A 19,946-nucleotide genomic window follows, 5' to 3' on the forward strand; every position below is an offset into this window, starting at 1 on the left:
TCCGGCCATGGCTCGGCGCGAGGGCATGCGGGAGGTCGAGCTCGACGAGCGCGACGCCGAGGCCCCCGACGCGCAGGCGCCGACGCGGCGGCGCCGGTCCCGCCTGTGGCTCCTGGTCCCGGTGCTGGCCGTGATCGCGCTCGCGGGCGTGCAGCTGGTGGTCGACGCGCGCGAGCGCGCGGCCGTCGCGGCGCTGGCCGCGGTGCCCGGCGTCGTCCGGCCCGTCGACGCCGACCTGCGGGTCCTGTGGGAACCGGGGCCCGGCACGCAGGCGGCGCTCCAGTCGGGGATCGCCGTCGACGGATCGCTGATCGGCCTGCAGCAGTCGGACGACAACGCGCAGGCCCTCGTGGCCGTCGACGAGCGGACCGGGGAGCGGCGGTGGACGACGACGCTCGCCGCCGCGCACACCGTCGACCACGGTGCCGACGGGTTCACCTCGGTCGGCGGGTGCGTCCTGGAGCCGGGCGGCACGGGTCGGGTGGTCTGCCTGGTGACCGACGCCTTCCTCACCTACCGCGACACGGCGATGGTCTACGTCCCCTCCTCGACCGGCCTCCTGGTGGTGGCGGACGTGGACGACGGCTCGGTCGTCGCCGTCCGGCCGGCTCCCTCCGTCGTCGCGTTCACCGTGCTGGCCGGCCTGGCCGTGACCGCCGAGCCGGCCGCGGACGGAGCCGTCGCGGTCACCGCTGCGGACCTGGTCAGCGGTCAGCGGGAGTGGCAGACGACCGTCCCGGGCGCTCCCGTCGTGCCGGACGACAGCGGCTACGCCGACGGGTCCACGTCGATGTTCGCCACCGCGGACGGGGTGGGCGTGGTCATGCCCGGCCGGCGGATCGCCCTGCTGGACACCACCGGCCGGGTGGTCCGGACGGACCTCGACGCGAGCCTCGGCTACGCGGCCGACCCGGCCACGGCGACGGTGGCCGCCGTCGCCGGCGACGAGCAGGGCACACCGCGCACGACGATCGTCGGCGGCGGCCCCGACCTCGTCCTGAGCGGGCAGCAGATGCGGGTCTCGGCGGACGACGGCAGCGTGCCGGACCTCGTCCTCATGGCCGACAACGTCGTCCGCGCGTACGACCGGTCCACGGGAGCGGTGCGCTGGACGGTCCGGCACGTCCCCGCGGGCGACGCCCTCGTGCTGCGCGGCCGGGTGTACCTGAGCACGGGTGGCGGCGTCGTCGCCGTGGACGGGCGCACCGGCGAGGAGCTCTGGCGGGCGCCCGTCGGGCCGGGCCTGACGCTGGGCGGCCTGGTCACGGACGGGAGGCACCTGCTCAGCTCGCAGCAGCGGCCCGAGGGACCCGGTGACGTGACGTCGCCGGACGACTGGCCCGGGGTCGGCGTGCTCGTCGCGTACCGGTTCGACGACGGGGGAGAGGTCTGGCGCGTCGACCTGCCCGGCGGGCTCCTGGGGGCCGGGGCGGTCGGGCACACCCTGGTCGGCTGGGGATCCTCGTCCGCGGTGCTCGGCTGAGTGGTCCGTCCGGGTGATCGGCTCGGGCGCGCGGCAGATCGCCGGACAACCCGATCCACCGTTCGCTAGCGTGCGCGTCGGTCCCGGGGAGTCCGCACACCGGGGAGGGGCGCCCGAGGAGAGACCGTGATCCGCTACCTGCCGTACCTGATCGAGCTGGGCCTGCTGGTCTACTGCCTGATCGACTGCATCCAGACCGACGTCCCGCGGAACCTCTCCAAGACCACCTGGGTGTTCGTCATCATCATCATCCCGGTGGTCGGCGGGATCGCGTGGCTGGTCGCCGGGCGACCCGAGCACCGGCCGTCCCGGAACGTGCCGTGGCCGTCGACGCAGACGGCCGGGTTCCCCGAGTACGAGCGGCCGCGTCGGTCCGGTCCGGACGACGACGACGAGTTCCTGGCCGGCATGCGTCAGTCCGACACCACCCACGAGCAGATGCTCAAGGACTGGGAGGCGCAGCTGCGCGACCGGGAGCAGAAGCTCAAGGGCGACGACAAGGCCTGAGGCTCAGGACAGCTCGCGGAGCCACCGGACCGTCGCCAGGCCCTGCGCGGCCTGGAACCGGCGCAGGTTCGGGATTCCAAGTGGGGCGGGCTGGCGGGAGTTCCACGCGAAGTAGCCGGACAGCCCGGCGAGGCCCGCCCGCAGGTCGTCGTCGGGCACGCCGTCCGAGACCGCGTGCTGCCGGAAGTTCGTCGCCGGGTCGCCGCCGCCCTGCAGCGCGACGCTGGGCAGCATGAACGCGAGGTCCAGCCACGGCGCGCCGACGCTGGCGTGCGGCCAGTCGATGAGCCAGACGCGGTGCTGGTGGTCGGGGTCGATCATCACATTGTCGGCGCGCAGGTCCCCGTGCACGAGGGCGTCGCCGGCGCACACACGCAGGGAGTCCTGCTCCCAGAGGACCAGCTGCTCGAGGTTCTCCAGCGCCCACCGGCCCGCGTCGCCGGCCAGCTCGGCATAGCGACCCAACGACTCGTCGTCCAGGGCGTCCAGCCGGCGCCAGCCCGTGAAGTTCTCCGCCAGCTGGTCGTCGGTGCGGGGCAGCTGGTGGCCCGGCAGCGGCTCGGCGTCTGCGAGCGCTCCCAGCGCGTCGGCGACCGCGCGCAGGTCGTCGGGCTTCCACGGGAGCTCGGGGGAGCGGCCGTGCACCACCTCGAACCCGAGGATGACCCAGTCGTCGTCGTCGGACGACCACAGCAGCCGGGGCGCGGGAACCTGCGGGGGCAGGGCGTGCGAGACCCGGATCTCGGCGCGGGCCAGGTCCGGGGAGAGCGGGTTCTGCTCGGCGGAGACGGCCTTGACGAAGACGCCCCGACCGTCGGCGAGCTCGAGCACGGCCGCGAAGCCGGGGCTGAAGCCGCTGGTCGCGCTGGTCTCGGCGGTGACCTGGGAGCCGGCCAGCTCGGCGATCCTGGCCCGGACCGGCCTCGGGAGGTCACGCCAGTCCAGCCGCTGGCCGCTGAAGGCGCGCGGGAGGTCGATGACGTCGTCGGCACTCACGCGGCACATCCTGCCAGGAGATGCACCGCCGTATGAGGTCGTCCCACGGGCTGTGCGTCCGGGGTGATGCCGCGCGGTTCGTAGGATGGACCCCGATGAGCGTGTATCTCGACCATGCGGCGACCACGCCCATGATCCCGGAGGCCGCGCGGGTGCTCGCCGAGCAGCTCGCGCGTCCCGGCAACCCTTCGTCCCTGCACGCGTCCGGCCGCGCCGCCCGACGCGTGGTCGAGGAGTCCCGCGAGCGGCTCGCGGCTGCCCTGGGTGCGCGGCCGAGCGAGGTCGTCTGGACGTCCGGCGGCACCGAGGCGGACAACCTCGCGGTCAAGGGCCTGTTCTGGGCCCGCCGCACGCAGGACCCGGGTCGGCGACGCCTGCTGGTGTCGGCCGTCGAGCACCACGCGGTCCTGGACCCGGCGTTCTGGATGGCCGAGCACGCGGGCGCGGAGCTGGTGCTGCTGCCGGTCGACGCCGACGGCGTGCTCGAGGTCGACGCCCTGCGCGAGGAGCTCGAGCGCCACGGCGAGCAGGCCGCGCTGATCTCCGTGATGTGGGCGAACAACGAGGTCGGGGCCCTGCAGCCCCTCGACGACGTCGTCGCGCTGGCCCGCCGGTTCGGGGTGCCCGTGCACGCCGACGCCGTGCAGGCGGTCGGGCAGGTCCCGGTCGACTTCGGCGCCTCCGGGCTCGACGCCCTGACCGTCAGCGGGCACAAGGTCGGCGGACCGGGTGGCGCGGGTGCGCTGCTGGCCCGGCGCGGGCTCGACCTCACGCCGGTGCTGCACGGCGGTGGGCAGGAGCGCGGGGTGCGGTCCGGCACGCTCGACGCGGCCCTGCTGGCGTCGTTCGGGCTCGCCGTCGACCAGGCCGTGGCCGGTCGGGACGCCTTCGCCGCACGGGTGGGAGCGCTCCGGGACACCCTCGTGGCGGGGGTCGCGTCGGTCGTGCCGGACGCGGTGCTGCGCGGCCCGCGGGACACCTCGCGCCGGCTGCCCGCGAACGCGCACTTCACGTTCCCCGGGTGCGAGGGCGACTCGCTGCTCTACCTGCTCGACTCCGCGGGCATCGAGGCGTCGACGGGGTCGGCGTGCCAGGCGGGCGTCCCGCGGCCCAGCCACGTGCTCCTGGCGATGGGGGTCGACGAGGTCGCCGCCCGCGGCGCGCTGCGGTTCAGCCTCGGGCACACCTCGACCGCCGACGACGTCGACGCGCTGCTGGCCGTCCTGCCGGGCGTGGTCGACCGGGCCCGCGCGGCCGGCCTGGCCACCCTCGGGGCGGTGTCCTGATGCGCGTGCTGGCCGCCCTGTCCGGCGGCGTGGACTCCGCGGTCGCCGCCGCGCGCGCGGTCGACGCCGGGCACGACGTCGTCGGCGTGCACATGGCGCTGTCGCGCACGCGGGACCAGTTCCGCACGGGTTCGCGCGGATGCTGCTCGATCGAGGACGCCGGCGACGCCCGCCGTGCCGCCGACGTGCTGGGCATCCCGCACTACGTGTGGGACCTGTCCGAGCGGTTCGAGGAGACCGTCGTCGCGGACTTCGTCGCCGAGTACGAGGCCGGCCGCACCCCCAACCCGTGCGTGCGGTGCAACGAGCACATCAAGTTCGCCACGCTGCTGGACAAGGCCGTGGCCCTGGGGTTCGACGCGGTCTGCACCGGCCACTACGCGCGCATCGAGACGCGCGCCGACGACACCCGCGAGCTGCACCGGGCCCGCGACCTGGCCAAGGACCAGTCCTACGTGCTGGCGGTGATGGGCCCGGAGCGGCTCGCGCGGTCGATGTTCCCGCTGGGGGACGTGGCCTCGAAGGAGCAGACGCGTGCCGAGGCGGCCGCCCGCGGGCTCTCCGTCTCGGCCAAGCCCGACTCGTACGACATCTGCTTCGTCGCCGACGGAGACACCCAGGGCTTCCTGCGCGACCGGCTCGGGTCGCAGCCCGGCGAGATCGTCGACGCCTCCGGTGCTGTGCTCGGGCGGCACGACGGCGCGTACGCGTACACCGTCGGGCAGCGGCGCGGCCTGTCCATCGGCCGGCCCGCCGCCGACGGCAAGCCCCGGTACGTGCTCTCGGTCGAGCCGGTCAACAACCGCGTGGTCGTGGGGTCCGCCGACGACCTCGTGGTGCGGACCGTCGAGGCCGACCGGGCCGTGTGGTTCGAGGAACCGGACCGGTCGTTCGCGTGCTCCCTGCAGGTCCGCGCGCACGGCGCCGCCGTCCCCGCCCGGGCAACCCTGCGCGACGGGCTGGTCGAGGTCGCGCTCGAGGACGCCTCGCTGCGGGGCGTCGCGCCCGGGCAGTCGGCGGTCCTCTACGACGGCACGCGTGTGCTCGGGCAGGCCACCGTCACGGCCGCGCGCCGGGCCACGGTCGGCGTTGCCGGGTGAGCGGCGCGCGACCGTCCGTCACGGGCACCGGTCCGTGGCCGGGGCTCGACGTGCTCGAGGCGCAGACCGTCGTCGTCGGCGACCTCGTCGACACCCCGTCGGAGGTGGCCGGCCTGCCGTTCACGGTGCTGCTGGCCGAGCGCGGCCCGTGGGCCGACCGGACCGGGCGTGCGGCGGCGCTGCTGGCGGAGCTGCCCACCGAGCTGGGCCCGCACGGCTGGAAGCTGGCCGACCGGCCCAGCCGGGACCTCGCCCGCGCGCAGGCGTACGTGCGCGAGGACGTCGACGCGCTCGCGGTCGCCGGGCACGGGTACGTCGGCCCGCTGGTGGTCCCGGTCCTGGGCCCGATGACGCTCGCGGCCTCCCTCTACCTCTCGCGGGGCGACCGGGTGGTGTCCGACGCCGGCGCCGTCCGCGAGCTCGCCGCGTCGCTGGCCGCGGGCATCGGCGAGCACCTGGCCGCGATCCGCCGCTCCGTGCCGGGCGCGGAGCCGACCGTCCTGCTGCACGAGCCCCTGCTCGCGCAGGTCATGGCCGGCGTCCTGCCGTCGTTCTCGGGATACTCCGCGCTGCGGTCGGTGCCCGGGCCGGTCGCGGCCGAGCGCATCTCGGAGGTGGCCGCCGGTGTGCGGGCGCTCGAGGGGGCACGCGTCGTGGTGCACGGAGGGACGGCCTGGACGTCCCTGGGCGCGATCCGCGCGGCGGGCGTCGACGGCTTCGCGCTCGCGGTCGACGCGCTCGACGAGCACAGCTGGGAGAAGGTCGCCGAGGTGGTCGAGGGCGGTCTCGCCTTCTGGCCCGAGCTGCCGCCGCAGGCCTCGTCGCAGTGCGCCGGCCCGGACGTCACCGGGCAGGCCGACAGCCTCACCCGGCCGTGGCGGTCCGTCGGGCTGCCGATGGCGGGCCTGCGGGACGTCGTCCTGCTGGCGGGGGACATCACCGGCAAGGGCAGTCCCGACGACGCCCGCGCCGTGCTGGCGGGACTGGTGCGCGCCGCGCGGATCGTCGCGGAACGAGCGGAGGACTGAGGGTGGCTGCACAGCCGAGCGTGAGGCGTTCCCTGGCGCTGCTCGTGGCGTCCGGCGCCGCGATCGTGGGCATGGTCCTGCTCGTCATCTGCTACACCGGCATCGGCGTGACGGCGCTGACGTCGTCGAAGGACGACCCCGACCCGTGCGTGCAGGCCTACGCCGCCGGGACGGACGACGCGAGCGTCCGGTACACGGTCGTCCCGCCGCAGGCCGTCTGCACGTGGGACGTCGCGGGGGAGCCGACGGAGGTCGTCGTGGCGTCCGCGTCGCCCGCCCTGTTCGCGGCCGGGGCGGTGCTCGCGGTCGGCGGCGTGCTGGTGTGCGCGGGGCTGCTGATCACGTCGCGCCGTCGCGGGTAGGTGTGGGTGCTCCGCGACATGATGGGTCCGTGAGCAACGAGATCGACGACGACGCCGCCACCCGCGAGATCCCCGCCGCAGCCCGCCACCGCTGGACCGAGCTGGCCGCCCTGATCGAGGCGGACCAGTTCGCGTACTACCTCCGGGACGCCCCTGTGTCGTCGGACCAGCAGTACGACGAGCGGATGCGCGAGCTGCAGGCCCTCGAGGAGGAGCACCCCGGGCTGCGCACGCCGGACTCGCCGACGCAGCGGGTGGGCGGCACGTTCTCCACGGAGTTCGCCTCCGTCGAGCACGTCGAGCGGATGCTCTCGCTGGACAACGCGTTCTCCGACGATGACATCGACACCTGGGCCGGGCGCCTGCACCGGGACCTCGAGTCCGACGCCACCCTGCACTACCTCTGCGAGCTCAAGATCGACGGGCTGGCCATCGCGCTGCTGTACGAGAACGGCCGGCTGGTGCGTGCCGCGACGCGCGGCGACGGCCGGACCGGCGAGGACGTCACGCTGAACGTCCGGACGATCTCGACCATCCCGGCCGTGCTGGGCGGCGACCCGGCCACCCACCCCGAGCGCATCGAGATCCGCGGCGAGGTGTTCCTGCCGGTCGCCGCGTTCGCCGAGCTCAACGCGGCGCAGGTCGAGGCGGGCAAGAGCCCCTTCGCCAACCCGCGCAACGCGGCGGCGGGCTCGCTGCGGCAGAAGGACCCGCGGGTGACCGCGTCGCGGGACCTGCGGATGTACGCGCACGGCATCGGCGCCCTGGTGTGGGGTGCGGGCCGCGGCACGGGGATCGAGCGGCAGTCGCAGGTGTACGACCTGCTGGCGTCGTGGGGCGTGCCGGTCTCCGGGCACACGCGGATCGTCGAGGGGCTGGACGGCGTGCGGGAGATGATCGCCTACTACGGCGAGCACCGGCACGACGTCGAGCACGAGATCGACGGCATCGTGATGAAGGTCGACGAGATCGCGCTGCAGCGCCGGCTCGGCTCGACCAGCCGGGCGCCGCGGTGGGCCATCGCGTACAAGTACCCGCCGGAGGAGGTGAACACCAAGCTCCTCGACATCCGCGTCAACGTCGGGCGCACCGGGCGCGTGACGCCGTTCGGCGTGATGGAGCCGGTGTTCGTCTCGGGGTCGACGGTCGAGATGGCGACGCTGCACAACGCGAGCGAGGTGGCGCGCAAGGGCGTGCTCATCGGCGACACCGTGGTGCTGCGCAAGGCCGGCGACGTGATCCCCGAGATCGTCGGGCCGGTCGTGGACCTGCGCGACGGCACCGAGCGCGCGTTCGTCATGCCGACAGAGTGCCCGTCGTGCGGCACGCCGCTGGCGCCGGCCAAGGAGGGCGACGTCGACATCCGCTGCCCCAACCAGCGGTCCTGCCCGTCCCAGCTGCGCGAGCGGCTGTTCCACGTCGCGTCCCGCGGGGCGTTCGACATCGAGGCGCTCGGCTGGGAGGCGGCCGGCGCGCTGCTCACCGCGGGCGTGGTCACCGACGAGGGCGATCTCTTCGCGTTGGATGCCGAGGCGCTGCGCAAGGTGCCGCTGTTCACGCTCTCCACCAGCTCGAAGGTCGGCGGCGTCGTCCGCGAGGCCGGGGACCTGAACGCGACCGGCACGGCCCTGCTGGGCAACCTGGAGAAGGCCAAGCAGACGGCACTCTGGCGCGTGATCGTCGCGCTGTCGATCCGGCACGTCGGGCCGACCGCCGCCCGGGCGCTGGCGCAGCACTTCGCGTCGATCCCGGCGATCGCCACGGCCACCGAGGAGGAGATCGGCGCGGCCGAGGGGGTCGGGCCGACCATCGCGGCCGCCGTCGTGGCCTGGTTCGAGCAGCCGGGCGAGGACGACAAGTGGCACGCGGCGATCGTCGAGAAGTGGGCCGCGGCCGGGGTGCGGATGACCGAGGAGCGCGACGAGTCCGCGCCGCGCACGCTCGAGGGGCTGACGGTCGTGGTCACCGGTGGGCTGGAGCGGTTCAGCCGAGACGGCGCCAAGGAGGCGATCCTGGCCCGCGGCGGCAAGTCGGCGGGCAGCGTCTCGAAGAAGACGGACTACGTGGTCGTGGGGGAGAACGCCGGGTCCAAGGAGGCCAGGGCGCGCGAGCTCGGGCTGCGCATCCTGGACGAGGCCGGGTTCGAGGCGCTGCTGGCGCAGGGGCCGTCAGGCGTTGGGGACAGCCCGTCCGGCGACGTCGAGGAGGGCTGACGTGAGCAGCGCGGTGGTCCGGGTGGCCCGTGGCGGTCACGTCGCCGACGCCGGTGCACTGACCGCGGAGGCCTACCTGGCGGACCGGCTGGTCGACGCGACCGACTCGTACGCGGACGAGCTGCGCGACGCCGAGCGGCGCTCGCGCGAGGCGACGCTGCTGGTCGCGCTGCTGCCCCCGGGCGAGGGCGACGGCGGGGACGCGGAGCCCGACGACCTCGTCGTGGTCGGCACGGTGACGCTCGCGCCGTACGGCACGTCGTACGCGGAGATCGCAGAGCCGGGCGAGCTCGAGATCCGGATGCTCGCGGTGGCACCCGAGGCGCGTCGTCGGGGGATCGCCGAGCTGCTGGTGTCCGCGGCACTGCGCGAGGCGGTCGCGAGCGGCGCGAGGCGGGTGGTGCTCTCGACGCTCGACTCGATGCAGGCCGCCCAGCGGCTGTACAAGCGGCTGGGGTTCGTCGCGGTCCCCGAGAGGGACTGGGGGCACGTCGAGGTGCACCTGCGCGTGCACACCTGGACGCCCCCGGACGCGCCGGGCGCGCTGGTGGAGTCCGCGACCTGGCCTCCCGCGCGGGTGGTCGACGTGGACGGGTGGCGCGTCGGGCTGTCCGGCGGACTGACCAGGCGGGCGAACAGCGTCCTGCCGCTCGGCTCCCCGCCGGACCTCGGCGCGGCGCTCGACCGGGTCGAGGCGCTGTACGCGGAGGCGGGGCAGCCGTCGATCGTGCGGGTGTGCCGGGCGGCGACATCGGCGCTGGACGACCTGCTCGAGTCGCGCGGGTACGCCACGGTGGCGCGAACCGACGTCCTGGTCCGGGAGATCGACGAGTCCGGGCGCCCGCCGGCCCGGCGCCCCGACGGCGTGCGGATGTCGGTGGCCGACACGCCCGACGAGCCGTGGCTGAGGGCCTGGTCGGCGTCGAAGTCCCGGCTGGGGGACCCGGACGACGGTGACGACGCGGCAGCTGTCCGCCTGGCGCGCACGGTCCTGGTGGGGTCTCCGGCGATCTACCTGACGGCGACCGACCCGACGGGCCCGGTCGGTGTGATCCGGGCGGCTTTCGCCGAGGACTGGGTCGCCCTGTCGTGCCTCGTCGTCCACCCGGCCGCGCGGCGGCGCGGGCTGGGCATGGAGCTCACGCTCCGCGCGCTCGACGAGGGGGCGCAGCGCGGAGCCCGGCGGGCGTTCCTGCAGGTCGAGGCCGACAACACGGCGGCGGCCGCCCTGTACACCGGCCTCGGGTTCCAGCCTGCGGAGCGGTACGTCTACCGGCAGCGCCGCGGGTAGCAGGTCACCCCACGAGCAGACCGCGCAGGAGTCGGGTGAGCACACGCTCGGCCTGGTCCTCGTCCGCGGCGGTCGGCGGGGGCGCCAGGGCGGCGGCGAGGTGCGGGTGGGCACCACCTCGGGTGACGGCCGCCAGGTGCTGAGCGGCGGCGAGCTGTCGGCGCCGGTCCGCCGGGTCGAGGCTTCGCTGCTCGATCTGCGTCCGGGCGAGGAGCCGGACGACCGCGCTGAAGACGCCGATGGCCTCGAGCTTGCGGTGCCCGTCGACGTCGACGTCGCGCAGCGCGGCGAGCGCGTGCTCCAGGTACTCGACCGAGCGTGGGCCGAGGTCGATCGTCGTCGGGACGTCCGTGAGCCAGCGGTGCCGGAGGTATACGGCGTTGCTCTCCCGAGCGAGCACGAGCAGGTCGGCGAGCCAGTCGGAGCCGTCGAGCCCGCGGTAGTCGATCTCGCCGTTGACCTGGTCGACCATGAGCTCCACCAGCTCGTCGCGTGACTGCACGTAGCGGTAGAGCGACGCCGAGCCGCCACCGAGCTGCTGGGCGACGGAGCGCATGGTCACGGCCGCCAGCCCGAGGTCGTCCGCCAGCCGGATCGAGGCTGCGGCGATGCTGTCCCGGGTGTGCTCCGGGGCCCGCCCGCGACTCCCACGCTCGGGCCGCAACCAGATGCTCGTCTGCTCGTTCTCCACCCGCACACCCTCTCTCACGGCCACCAACACATCCTGGGGCTAGAATAGCGAACACTGATCGCAATTACGCCTGGAGTGTCACGATGACCGACCTGCCCCGCACCGGCGAGAGCGCCTGGACGCCCACGAAGCACGCCCGGAACGGCTCGGTCGACATCGCCTTCGACCGCCTCGCCGGTTCGGAGGGGATGCCCCTGCTGCTGGTCATGGGTCTGGGCACGTCGCGGTTCTGGTGGCCGACGGGCCTGTGCGAGGCGTTCGCCGCGGAGGGCTTCGCGGTCGCCCGCTATGACCAGCGCGACGCGGGCGAGTCGTCCCGGATGCCCGACGTCGCCGGCTCGAACCCCTTCGCGGCGCTCTTCGGCAAGAAGGGCGATGCGTACACGGCGGAGGACATGGTCGACGACGCTGTCGCGGTGCTCGACGAGCTGGGCTGCCCGGCGGCGCACGTCTTCGGCCACTCCTTGGGTGGCGCGGTCGCGCAGCGCATCGCCCTGCGCCATCCCGACCGCGTCCGGTCCGTCGTCTCCTCCGCCGCGCTGCCGAGCGACGTGTCCGGTCTCGGTGTCGTGCGCTACCTGCGCGTCGGTCTGCTGGCGAAGCTCGCGCGGACCACGTTTCCCGAGGGGCGCGACGGTGACCTCCAGGCGAGCCTCGCCGTCGCGCGGGGGGTGGCGTCGCCCGCATACCCGTTCGACGAGGACGCCGCGCGGGAGTGGATCGAGCGGGAGGTCGACAGCGGGCCGCGGGACTCCAAGGCGCAGAGCCGCCAGATCGGCGCCCAGTGGCACGGCCCGCGACTGCGCGACCTGCGCGCGCCCGCACTGGTGCTCCACGGCGAGCAGGACCCCATCCTGCGGGTGAGCGCAGCGCGGGCGACCGCGCGGTCGGTCGATGGTGCGCGGCTGGTCACGTTCCCCGGCGTCGGGCACGACCTGCCCGCTCCGCTGTGGGCGACGGTCGCGCGCGAGTGGGCGACCTGGCGAGGCGTGCCGAGGCCGCGGCCGCGTGACGGACCGGCCGGCGGGCCGTGCCCGCGGCGACGAGCGTGCCGGGCACGGACACGTCCTGCTCGCCCGGCGCGGCCTCACGCCCGAGCCCTAGGGCTCGCGGCTCGCCCAGAGCAGGCCGCGCTCGATGATCGTGCGGACCGCGGGCACCTCGAGGTCGGCCAGCTGGTGGCCGGGCGCGCAGACGAAGACGCGGCCGGCGCCCCAGCGGCGCGTCCAGACGGCCGGCGACGTGACGGGGGCGTGCCACGGGTCGTCGGGACCCGGGGTGATCGTGGTCGTGGCCAGCACGTCGTTCAGCGGGTCGGTCAGCAGCCAGTACTGCTCGGAGCGCAGCGTGAAGTCGTGCACGCCCTCGACGATCGGGTGGTGGCCGGTCACGTTGATCGTGTGCTCGACCAGGGGGCCGCCGGGGTGCGCCGCGAACTGGGCGCCCACCAGCTGCAGGTAGTCGGTGGCGATCCGGAACGAGTCGACGATCCCGCCGTGCCAGCCCGCGAACCCGGTGCCGGCGGCGACGGCGGTGCGCAGGCCGCGCAGCTCGTCGGCCAGGATGTCGCCCATGGTCCAGCACTGGACCACCAGGTCCGTGGCGGCCATGAGCTCGGCGTCGGCGTAGACCTCGAGGGACCCCTCGACGACCACGTCGAAGTCGTGCTCGCGCAGGAACGGGACGAAGAGCTCGGCCGCCTCCTCGGGGGCGTGCCCGTCCCACCCGCCACGGACGACGAGAGCTCGGCGTTGCTGGGTCACGCGATCCTCCGGGAGGTCAGGCGATGAGGGCGTCGATGGCGACGGCGGACAGGACGTGCTCGGAGGCCATGGCCGAGGCGCCGAGCACGCCGGCGCGGCCCTTGGTGCGGGACGCGACGATGCGCAGGTGCTGCGTGGCCAGCGGCAGGGAGCGCCGGTAGACCACCTCGCGGATCCCCGCGAGCAGGTGCTCGCCGGCCTCGGCGACGACGCCGCCGATGACGATGACCGACGGGTTGAGCATGCTCACGCAGGCGGCGAGCACCTCGCCGATGTGCCGGCCGGCCTCCCGCACCTCGCGGCTGGCGTCGAGATCACCCGCGCGGACCAGCGCGACGACGTCGGCGCTGGTGGTGGCGTTGGACAGGGCGCTCGCGATGGCCGGGCCGCTGGCCACGGCCTCGAGGCAGCCGGTGTTCCCGCAGCGGCACGGCAGGTCGAGGCCGCCGGGCACCGCGATGTGTCCGAGGTCGCCGGCCGCGCCCTGGGCGCCGCGGCGGATCTGACCGTCGGAGATGATCCCGGCGCCGATGCCGGTGGCCACCTTGACGAAGAGCAGGTGGTCGACCTCGGGCCACTGCGAGGTGTGCTCGCCGAGGGCCATCACGTTGACGTCGTTGTCCACGAGCACCGGGACGCGGAGCTTGCGGGCGAGGAGCCCGGGCACGTCGGCGTCGTCCCAGCCCGGCATGATCGGCGGGTTGATCGGCCGCCCGGTGGAGTGCTCGACCGGTCCGGGCAGGCCGACGCCGACGCTGACCAGGTCGCTGATCGGCCGACCCGCGGTGCCGAGCAGGGCCAGCCCGAGCTCGACCACGCGGTCCAGGACCGGGCCGGGGCCCTCGGAGATCGCGATGGGCTCGTGGTGCTCGGCCAGGACGGTGCCGACGAGGTCGGTGAGCGCGAGCCGGGAGTGGGTGGCGCCGAGATCGACCGCTAGCACGACGCGGGCCGCGGGGTTGAACGCGAAGGTCGCGGGTGGCCGGCCGCCGGTGGAGCTGGCCTCGCCCGCCGGTGCGACGAGGCCCGAGGACAGCAGGAGGTCGACGCGGGCGGCGATCGTGGAACGCGCTTGCCCGGTCAGGGTGGCCAGGTCCGACCGGGTCCGGGGCTGCCCGTCCCGCAGGAGCTGGAACATCTCCCCAGCGCCCGTCGGCTTGGGGGCGAACTTGAGGAGCTCGTCCATGCGCACAGTGAACCATTCCGCCTTGTGTAGGTCACGTTCACGTAACCATGACACGCCAGTGGCGACTTTTGCTTGACGAACGACAGAAGTGGGTCCTACGTTCTCGCCCATGGTCAACGAGGACCCGCCGCTGCTGCAGATGCGCGGCATCGTGAAGCAGTTCCCGGGAGCCCGGGCGCTCGATGGCGTCGACCTGGAGATCCGGGCCGGCGAGGTCCACTGCCTGCTGGGCCAGAACGGCGCGGGCAAGTCGACGCTGATCAAGGTGCTCGCCGGCGCGCACCAGCCCGACGAGGGCGAGATCCTGCTCGACGGCAGCCCGGTCACCATCGCCCACCCGGTGGCGGGGCTGAAGCTCGGCGTCGCGACGATGTACCAGGAGCTCGACGTCGTCGACGGGCTGTCCGTCGCGGAGAACATCTACCTCGGCCACGAGCTGGCCACCGCCGGCTTCTCGCAGCGCCGCGCGGCGACGGCCCGGACCCGCGCCCTGCTCAAGCGCCTCGGCCACGCCGACATCTCGCCGCACCGCGAGGTCGGGCGTCTGTCCGCCGCCGGCAAGCAGATCGTCAGCATGGCCCGCGCCCTGTCGCACGACGCCCGCGTGATCGTCATGGACGAGCCGTCGGCCGTGCTCGACGCGGAGGAGGTCACCAACCTCTTCCGCGTGGTCCGCGAGCTCACCGCGTCCGGCGTCGCGGTCGTCTACATCTCCCACCGCCTGGACGAGATCCGCCAGATCGGCGACCGGATCACCGTGCTCAAGGACGGGCGGACGGTCGCGACCGGCCTGCCCGCCGCGGCGACGCCCACCGCGGAGCTGATCAAGCTGATGACCGGCCGCAACGTCGAGTACGCCATCGCGCCGCGCCCCCCGGTCGCCGAGGACGCCGCGACGGTGCTGAGCGTCGACGGCCTCGCGCTGCGCGGGGCGTTCAGCGACGTGTCGTTCGAGGTGCGCGCGGGCGAGGTCGTCGGCCTGGCTGGGCTCGTCGGCTCCGGTCGCACCGAGATCCTCGAGACCGTGTTCGGTGCCCGTCGCGCCACCGCCGGCACCGTCCGGGTGGGGGACCGCCGACTGCGCGCCGGGTCGGTGAGCGACGCGGTGAAGGCCGGCATCGGGCTGTGCCCCGAGGAGCGCAAGAGCCAGGGGCTCATCCTCGACGAGCCGGTCTACCGCAACATCACGCTCTCGACGTTCACGCGCAACTCCACGGCGTCGTTCCTCGACGAGGGCGCCGAGCGCCGCGTCGCCACGGAGCAGATCCACGCGCTGGACGTGCGGCCGGACGACCCGGATCGCAGCGCCCGCACCCTGTCGGGCGGCAACCAGCAGAAGGTCCTGCTGGCCCGCTGGCTGGTGCACGGCTGCCGGGTCCTCCTGCTCGACGAGCCCACGCGCGGCGTCGACGTCGGCGCCCGCGCGGAGATCTACGCCCTGATCGCCGACCTGGCCGCCCTGGGTGCGGCCGTGGTGGTGGTGTCCAGCGAGATCCCGGAGGTGCTCGGCCTCGCCGACCGTGTCCTGGTCATCTCCGAAGGGCGCGTGGTCCACGAGGGACCGGCGTCCGGCATCGACGAGCACCGCGTGCTCGACCTCGTCATGGAAGGAAGTGCCGCGTGAGCGAGCAGGACATCACGGCAGCCGTGCCGGCCGCCGACGAGAGCTCCCGGGTCGAGAACGTCTCCTCGACCACGAAGCGCGGCGGCCTCCTCTCGGGCGCCGCGGGTCGCAACCTCGGGCTGGTGATCGCCCTGGTCGCGATCTGCGCGTTCGGGGTGATCTCCGCGGGGGAGCGGTTCGCGAGCATCGACAACCTGCTGACGATCCTGCGGCTCGCGGCGGTGCTCGGCGTGATCAGCATCGGGATGACCTTCGTCATCACGGGCGGCGGCATCGACCTGTCCGTCGGCTCGGTGATCGGCCTCGCCTCGGTCTGGGCGTCCACGCTGGCCACGCAGACCATGGCGCAGAACTCGCACTGGATCGTCATGGTCGGGTGCGCGCTCCTGGTGGGCGTGGGCGCGGGGCTCGTCAACGGCGTGCTCATCGCCTACGGCAAGGTCGTCGCGTTCATCGCGACGCTCGCCATGCTCGTCGCCGCACGGGGGTTGGCGGAGATCATCGCCAACCGCCAGACGCAGGTGGTCAAGGTCCAGGGGTTCCTCGACTTCTTCCGCGACGACTTCCTCGGCATCCCGATGCTGGTCTGGATCTTCGTGGTCGTCGCGGTCGTCGGCTGGATCGTGCTCAACCGGACCACCTTCGGGCGCCGCACCATCGCCGTCGGCGGCAACCCCGAGGCCGCCCGGCTCGCGGGCATCAAGGTGAAGCGCCACACGATGTACCTGTACGCCCTGTGCGGCCTGACCGCGGGCATCGGTGGCCTGATGATGCTCGGCCGCACGACGGCGGGCAGCTCGACCAACGGCCAGTTCTACGAGCTCGACGCGATCGCTGCCGTGGTCGTCGGCGGCACCCTGCTCATCGGCGGCCGCGGCACCATCGTCGGCACCGTCCTGGGCGTCCTGATCTTCACCACGCTCACCAACGTGTTCACGCAGAACAACCTGTCCATCTCGGCGCAGAACATCGCCAAGGGCGTGATCATCGTCGTCGCCGTGCTGCTCCAGCAGCGCATCGCCGAGCGCAGCCGCGCCGGAACCTGACCTCACCACCCGCTCAGCCGTACCCGTCTCAGTCATGCCAGTTCGATCAAGGAGGATCGTCATGTCCGCAGCACCACTGCGCCGGCGTTGGCTCGCACTCGCCGGTACCACCGCAGCCCTCGCGCTCGTCGTCACCGGCTGCACGTCCAACACCCCTGAGGACACCAGCACCGACGCCGCGGCACCTCCCGCCGCCGCCGCCACGGGCAACGACGAGCCGGGCGACAAGGTCGTCATCGGCTTCTCCGCGCCGGCCGCCGACCACGGGTGGATGGGCTCGATCACGAAGTCGGCCGTCGCCGAGGCAGCCAAGTACTCCGACGTGGAGCTGGTCCCGGCCGAGGGCACCAACGACGTGAACGTGCAGATCAGCCAGATCGAGCAGTTCATCAACGACAAGGTCGACGCCATCGTGCTGCTGCCGTTCGACGGCGCGGCGCTCACCGAGGTCGCGACGAAGGCGATGGACGCCGGGATCGTCGTCATCAACGTCGACCGCGAGTTCGACGACCCCAACGCCGCCCGCACGACCGTGCTCGGCGACAACTACGGCATGGGCGTGAGCGCCGGCGCGTACATCTGTGGCGAGCTGGGCGGCAAGCCCGACGCCAAGGTCGCCGAGATCGCCGGCATCGACTCCCTGCCCCTGACCCAGGACCGCAGCCGGGGCTTCAAGGACGCGCTCGCCGAGTGCGGCCTCAAGGTCAGCAACCGCGTGGCGGCGGACTTCACGGTCCAGGGCGGCGAGGCCGCCGCGGCCAACCTGCTGCAGGCCGCGCCCCAGCTCGACGCCATCTGGAACCACGACGACGACCAGGGCGTCGGCGTCCTCGCGGCCATCGACAACGCCGGCCGCGACGAGTTCTTCATGGTCGGTGGCGCCGGCTCGAAGAACGTCATGGAGGCCATCAAGGCCGACAACACGGTGCTCAAGGCGACGGTCATCTACCCGTCGACGCAGGCCGCCGACGGCATCAAGCTGGCCCGCCTGCTGGTCCAGGGCAAGTCGATGAGCGACCTGGTCGAGGTCGAGGTGCCCCGCAAGGTCCAGCTGTACGCGCCCGTCGTCACGAAGGACAACGTCGACCAGTACCTGCCGACGGCCTTCGAGTCCTGAGCCAGCCTGACCGAGCCGGGCGGGTCCCTCTCCGCAGGGGACCCGCCCGGCGTCAGAAGGAGGAGCCGTGACAGCAGCACCCCCGCGCCTGGGCGTGGGCATGATCGGGTACGCGTTCATGGGGATCGCGCACTCGCAGGCCTGGCGCAACGCCCCCCGGTTCTTCGACCTGCCGATGCGCCCCGACATGGCGGTCGTCGCCGGCCGGAACCGCCAGGGCGTCGAGGCTGCCGCCGCCAAGCTCGGCTGGTCGAGCACGGAGACGGACTGGAAGGCGGTCGTCTCGCGCGACGACGTCGACCTGGTCGACATCTGCACACCGGGCGACACCCACGCCGAGATCGCGATCGCCGCGCTCGCCGCGGGCAAGCACGTGCTGTGCGAGAAGCCGCTGGCCAACTCGGTCGAGGAGGCCGAGGCGATGGTGCGCGCGGCCGAGGCCAGCGAGGGCCTCGCGATGGCGGGCTTCACCTACCGCCGCGTGCCCGCGATCCAGCTGGCCCGCACGCTCGTCGCCGACGGGCGCATCGGCACCGTCCGGCACGTGCGCGCGCAGTACCTGCAGGACTGGATCGCGGACCCGCAGGCGCCGCTGTCCTGGCGGCTCGACAAGCAGAAGGCCGGGTCCGGTGCGCTCGGGGACATCGGCGCGCACATCGTCGACCTCGCGCAGTTCGTCACCGGGGAGTCGATCACGGGCGTGTCCGCGGTCCTGGAGACGTTCGTCAAGGAGCGGCCGGTCGCCGAGTCGTTCGGCGGCTTGCACGGCACCTCGTCGAGCACCGAGACAGGCCCGGTGACGGTGGACGACGCCGCGATCTTCCTGGGCCGGATGTCCGGCGGGGGACTGGCGACGTTCGAGGCCACCCGGTTCGCGTGGGGCCGCAAGAACGCCATCCGGCTCGAGATCAACGGGTCGGCAGGCTCGCTGGCGTTCGACTTCGAGGACATGAACGTCCTGCACTTCTTCGACGCGTCGGACCCGGCGGCCGTCGCGGGCTTCCGGCGGATCGTCGTCACCGAGCCCGAGCACGCCTACGTGGCAGCCTGGTGGCCGGCGGGACACGGCCTCGGGTACGAGCACGCCTTCACGCACCAGGCGGTGGACCTCGTCACCGCGATCGCGTCGCGACGTCAGCCGGAGCCGAGCTTCGCCGACGGGCTCGTGGTGCAGCGCGTGCTGGACGCCGTCGAGCGGTCGGCCGCCGACGACAGCAGGTGGACCTCTGTGACCAAGGAGAGCTGACGATGACCCGACCGATCACCCTGTTCACCGGGCAGTGGGCCGACCTGCCGTTCGAGGAGGTGGCGCGCCTGGCGTCCGGCTGGGGCTACGACGGGCTCGAGATCGCCTGCTGGGGCGACCACCTGGACCCCTGGCGCTGGGACGACGAGGAGTACGTCGCCGGCCGGCTCGCGATCCTCGAGAAGTACGGCCTCAAGGTCTGGGCGATCTCCAACCACCTCAAGGGCCAGGCAGTCTGCGACGACCCGATCGACCAGCGGCACCGCGACATCCTGCCCGACGTCGTGTGGGGGGACGGCGACCCCGAGGGCGTCCGGCAGCGGGCCGCCGAGGAGATGAAGCACACGGCCCGGCTGGCTGCGAAGCTCGGCGTCAAGACGGTCGTCGGGTTCACCGGGTCGAGCATCTGGAAGTACGTCGCGATGTTCCCGCCGGTCTCCCAGGAGGCCGTCGACGCGGGATACCAGGACTTCGCCGACCGCTGGAACCCGATCCTCGACGTGTTCGACGAGGTGGGCGTCCGGTTCGCGCACGAGGTGCACCCCAGCGAGATCGCGTACGACTACTGGACCTGCGTGCGCACGCTCGAGGCCATCGGCCACCGGGAGGCGTTCGGGCTCAACTGGGACCCGAGCCACTTCATCTGGCAGCAGCTGGACCCGGTCGACTTCATCCTCGAGTTCGCGGACCGGATCTACCACGTGGACTGCAAGGACGTGAAGCTCCGGCTGGGCAACGGCCGCAACGGGCGGCTCGGCTCGCACCTCGCGTGGGCCGACCTGCGACGGGGCTGGGACTTCGTCTCGACCGGCCGCGGCGACGTGCCGTGGGAGGCCTCGTTCCGGGCGCTGAACAGCATCGGGTACGACGGGCCGATCTCCGTGGAGTGGGAGGACGCGGGGATGGACCGGCTGCTCGGCGCGCCCGAGGCGCTGGAGTTCGTGAAGCGGAACGCGTTCGACCCGCCGGAGGCCGCGTTCGACGCCGCGTTCAGCGCGCGCTGAGAC

17 protein-coding genes and 1 pseudogene are annotated in these 19,946 nt (G+C 73.6%); 14 read left to right on the top strand and 4 right to left on the bottom strand.

Annotation, left to right across the window (positions count from 1 at the left end):
* The first annotated feature begins 7 nt into the window (after nucleotides 1–7).
* Both AC1DWH_RS14770 and AC1DWH_RS14775 read left to right on the top strand, forming a co-directional pair.
* Entirely contained in the window at nucleotides 8–1,483 is a 1,476-nt protein-coding gene (locus tag AC1DWH_RS14770) for an outer membrane protein assembly factor BamB family protein (RefSeq protein WP_477094308.1), read from the top strand.
* Nucleotides 1,484–1,609: 126 nt separating this feature from the next.
* The gene (locus tag AC1DWH_RS14775) at nucleotides 1,610–1,990 is read left to right on the top strand and encodes a PLDc N-terminal domain-containing protein (protein WP_456844370.1); all 381 of its coding nucleotides are present in this window, start codon (nucleotides 1,610–1,612) and stop codon (nucleotides 1,988–1,990) included.
* Nucleotides 1,991–1,993: 3 nt separating this feature from the next.
* On the opposite strand, the gene AC1DWH_RS14780 is transcribed toward AC1DWH_RS14775, so the two are convergent.
* Nucleotides 1,994–2,986, bottom strand: a complete 993-nt coding sequence (locus tag AC1DWH_RS14780) for a phosphotransferase family protein (RefSeq protein ID WP_477094309.1) — start codon at nucleotides 2,984–2,986, stop codon at nucleotides 1,994–1,996.
* 95 nt (nucleotides 2,987–3,081) lie between these two features.
* Between AC1DWH_RS14780 and AC1DWH_RS14785 the strand changes: the two genes are divergently transcribed.
* Genes AC1DWH_RS14785 through AC1DWH_RS14810 form a run of 6 tightly spaced genes read left to right on the top strand, consistent with a single transcriptional unit; the run spans nucleotide 3,082 to nucleotide 10,266 of the window.
* Complete coding sequence (locus AC1DWH_RS14785; protein WP_477094310.1) at nucleotides 3,082–4,272, top strand: cysteine desulfurase family protein; 1,191 nt, start codon at nucleotides 3,082–3,084, stop codon at nucleotides 4,270–4,272.
* Nucleotides 4,272–5,372, top strand: a complete 1,101-nt coding sequence (gene mnmA / locus AC1DWH_RS14790; protein ID WP_477094311.1) for a tRNA 2-thiouridine(34) synthase MnmA — start codon at nucleotides 4,272–4,274, stop codon at nucleotides 5,370–5,372. The genes AC1DWH_RS14785 and mnmA overlap by 1 nt, the downstream gene beginning before the upstream one ends.
* A complete protein-coding gene (locus AC1DWH_RS14795) occupies nucleotides 5,369–6,400 on the top strand; it encodes a uroporphyrinogen decarboxylase/cobalamine-independent methonine synthase family protein (RefSeq protein ID WP_477094312.1) in 1,032 nt (343 codons plus the stop codon). The genes mnmA and AC1DWH_RS14795 overlap by 4 nt, the downstream gene beginning before the upstream one ends.
* A gap of 20 nt (nucleotides 6,401–6,420) precedes the next feature.
* On the top strand, nucleotides 6,421–6,762 hold the full coding sequence (locus tag AC1DWH_RS14800) for a hypothetical protein (RefSeq protein WP_477094313.1): 342 nt from the start codon (nucleotides 6,421–6,423) through the stop codon (nucleotides 6,760–6,762).
* Between the two features lie 29 nt (nucleotides 6,763–6,791).
* Nucleotides 6,792–8,975, top strand: a complete 2,184-nt coding sequence (ligA, locus tag AC1DWH_RS14805) for an NAD-dependent DNA ligase LigA (protein WP_477094314.1) — start codon at nucleotides 6,792–6,794, stop codon at nucleotides 8,973–8,975.
* Nucleotide 8,976: 1 nt separating this feature from the next.
* A complete protein-coding gene (locus tag AC1DWH_RS14810; RefSeq protein WP_477094315.1) occupies nucleotides 8,977–10,266 on the top strand; it encodes a GNAT family N-acetyltransferase in 1,290 nt (429 codons plus the stop codon).
* Nucleotides 10,267–10,270: 4 nt separating this feature from the next.
* Here the strand turns inward: AC1DWH_RS14810 and AC1DWH_RS14815 are convergent, their stop codons facing one another.
* On the bottom strand, nucleotides 10,271–10,957 hold the full coding sequence (locus AC1DWH_RS14815; RefSeq protein WP_477094316.1) for a TetR/AcrR family transcriptional regulator: 687 nt from the start codon (nucleotides 10,955–10,957) through the stop codon (nucleotides 10,271–10,273).
* A 206-nt stretch (nucleotides 10,958–11,163) separates the two neighbouring features.
* Between AC1DWH_RS14815 and AC1DWH_RS14820 the strand changes: the two are divergent.
* Nucleotides 11,164–11,838: pseudogene (locus AC1DWH_RS14820) on the top strand (alpha/beta fold hydrolase); the annotation flags it as partial.
* A gap of 219 nt (nucleotides 11,839–12,057) precedes the next feature.
* Here the strand turns inward: AC1DWH_RS14820 and AC1DWH_RS14825 are convergent.
* Together AC1DWH_RS14825 and AC1DWH_RS14830 are read right to left on the bottom strand one after the other, a co-directional pair.
* Nucleotides 12,058–12,720, bottom strand: coding sequence for a ThuA domain-containing protein (locus tag AC1DWH_RS14825; RefSeq protein WP_477094317.1), 663 nt, complete (start codon nucleotides 12,718–12,720; stop codon nucleotides 12,058–12,060).
* Nucleotides 12,721–12,736: 16 nt separating this feature from the next.
* Nucleotides 12,737–13,906, bottom strand: a complete 1,170-nt coding sequence (locus AC1DWH_RS14830; RefSeq protein ID WP_477094318.1) for an ROK family protein — start codon at nucleotides 13,904–13,906, stop codon at nucleotides 12,737–12,739.
* A 109-nt stretch (nucleotides 13,907–14,015) separates the two neighbouring features.
* On the opposite strand from AC1DWH_RS14830, the gene AC1DWH_RS14835 reads away from it, so the two are divergent.
* From AC1DWH_RS14835 to AC1DWH_RS14855, 5 genes are all read left to right on the top strand, one after another.
* On the top strand, nucleotides 14,016–15,530 hold the full coding sequence (locus AC1DWH_RS14835; protein ID WP_477094319.1) for a sugar ABC transporter ATP-binding protein: 1,515 nt from the start codon (nucleotides 14,016–14,018) through the stop codon (nucleotides 15,528–15,530).
* On the top strand, nucleotides 15,527–16,576 hold the full coding sequence (locus AC1DWH_RS14840; protein WP_477094320.1) for an ABC transporter permease: 1,050 nt from the start codon (nucleotides 15,527–15,529) through the stop codon (nucleotides 16,574–16,576). The genes AC1DWH_RS14835 and AC1DWH_RS14840 overlap by 4 nt, the downstream gene beginning before the upstream one ends.
* A 61-nt stretch (nucleotides 16,577–16,637) precedes the next feature.
* Nucleotides 16,638–17,693 carry a substrate-binding domain-containing protein gene (locus AC1DWH_RS14845; protein WP_477094321.1) on the top strand — a complete coding sequence of 352 codons (1,056 nt, stop codon included), beginning with the start codon at nucleotides 16,638–16,640 and terminating at the stop codon, nucleotides 17,691–17,693.
* 100 nt (nucleotides 17,694–17,793) lie between these two features.
* Nucleotides 17,794–18,939 (top strand): Gfo/Idh/MocA family protein, encoded by a 1,146-nt coding sequence (locus AC1DWH_RS14850; RefSeq protein ID WP_477094438.1) that lies wholly within the window; start codon nucleotides 17,794–17,796, stop codon nucleotides 18,937–18,939.
* A gap of 2 nt (nucleotides 18,940–18,941) precedes the next feature.
* Nucleotides 18,942–19,943 (top strand): sugar phosphate isomerase/epimerase family protein, encoded by a 1,002-nt coding sequence (locus AC1DWH_RS14855; protein ID WP_477094322.1) that lies wholly within the window; start codon nucleotides 18,942–18,944, stop codon nucleotides 19,941–19,943.
* Nucleotides 19,944–19,946 lie beyond the last annotated feature (3 nt).

The sequence above is a fragment of the Cellulomonas sp. P2_F12 genome (assembly GCF_056403775.1).

What these genes read in the sequence shown, in the direction of transcription:
- AC1DWH_RS14770 (WP_477094308.1), top strand. Translation starts at nt 8, where the DNA reads ATGGCTCGGCGCGAGGGCATGCGGGAGGTCGAGCTCGACGAGCGCGAC.
- AC1DWH_RS14830 (WP_477094318.1), bottom strand. Translation starts at nt 13,906, where the DNA reads ATGGACGAGCTCCTCAAGTTCGCCCCCAAGCCGACGGGCGCTGGGGAG.
- AC1DWH_RS14855 (WP_477094322.1), top strand. Translation starts at nt 18,942, where the DNA reads ATGACCCGACCGATCACCCTGTTCACCGGGCAGTGGGCCGACCTGCCG.
- AC1DWH_RS14785 (WP_477094310.1), top strand. Translation starts at nt 3,082, where the DNA reads ATGAGCGTGTATCTCGACCATGCGGCGACCACGCCCATGATCCCGGAG.
- mnmA (WP_477094311.1), top strand. Translation starts at nt 4,272, where the DNA reads ATGCGCGTGCTGGCCGCCCTGTCCGGCGGCGTGGACTCCGCGGTCGCC.
- AC1DWH_RS14835 (WP_477094319.1), top strand. Translation starts at nt 14,016, where the DNA reads ATGGTCAACGAGGACCCGCCGCTGCTGCAGATGCGCGGCATCGTGAAG.
- AC1DWH_RS14845 (WP_477094321.1), top strand. Translation starts at nt 16,638, where the DNA reads ATGTCCGCAGCACCACTGCGCCGGCGTTGGCTCGCACTCGCCGGTACC.
- AC1DWH_RS14850 (WP_477094438.1), top strand. Translation starts at nt 17,794, where the DNA reads ATGATCGGGTACGCGTTCATGGGGATCGCGCACTCGCAGGCCTGGCGC.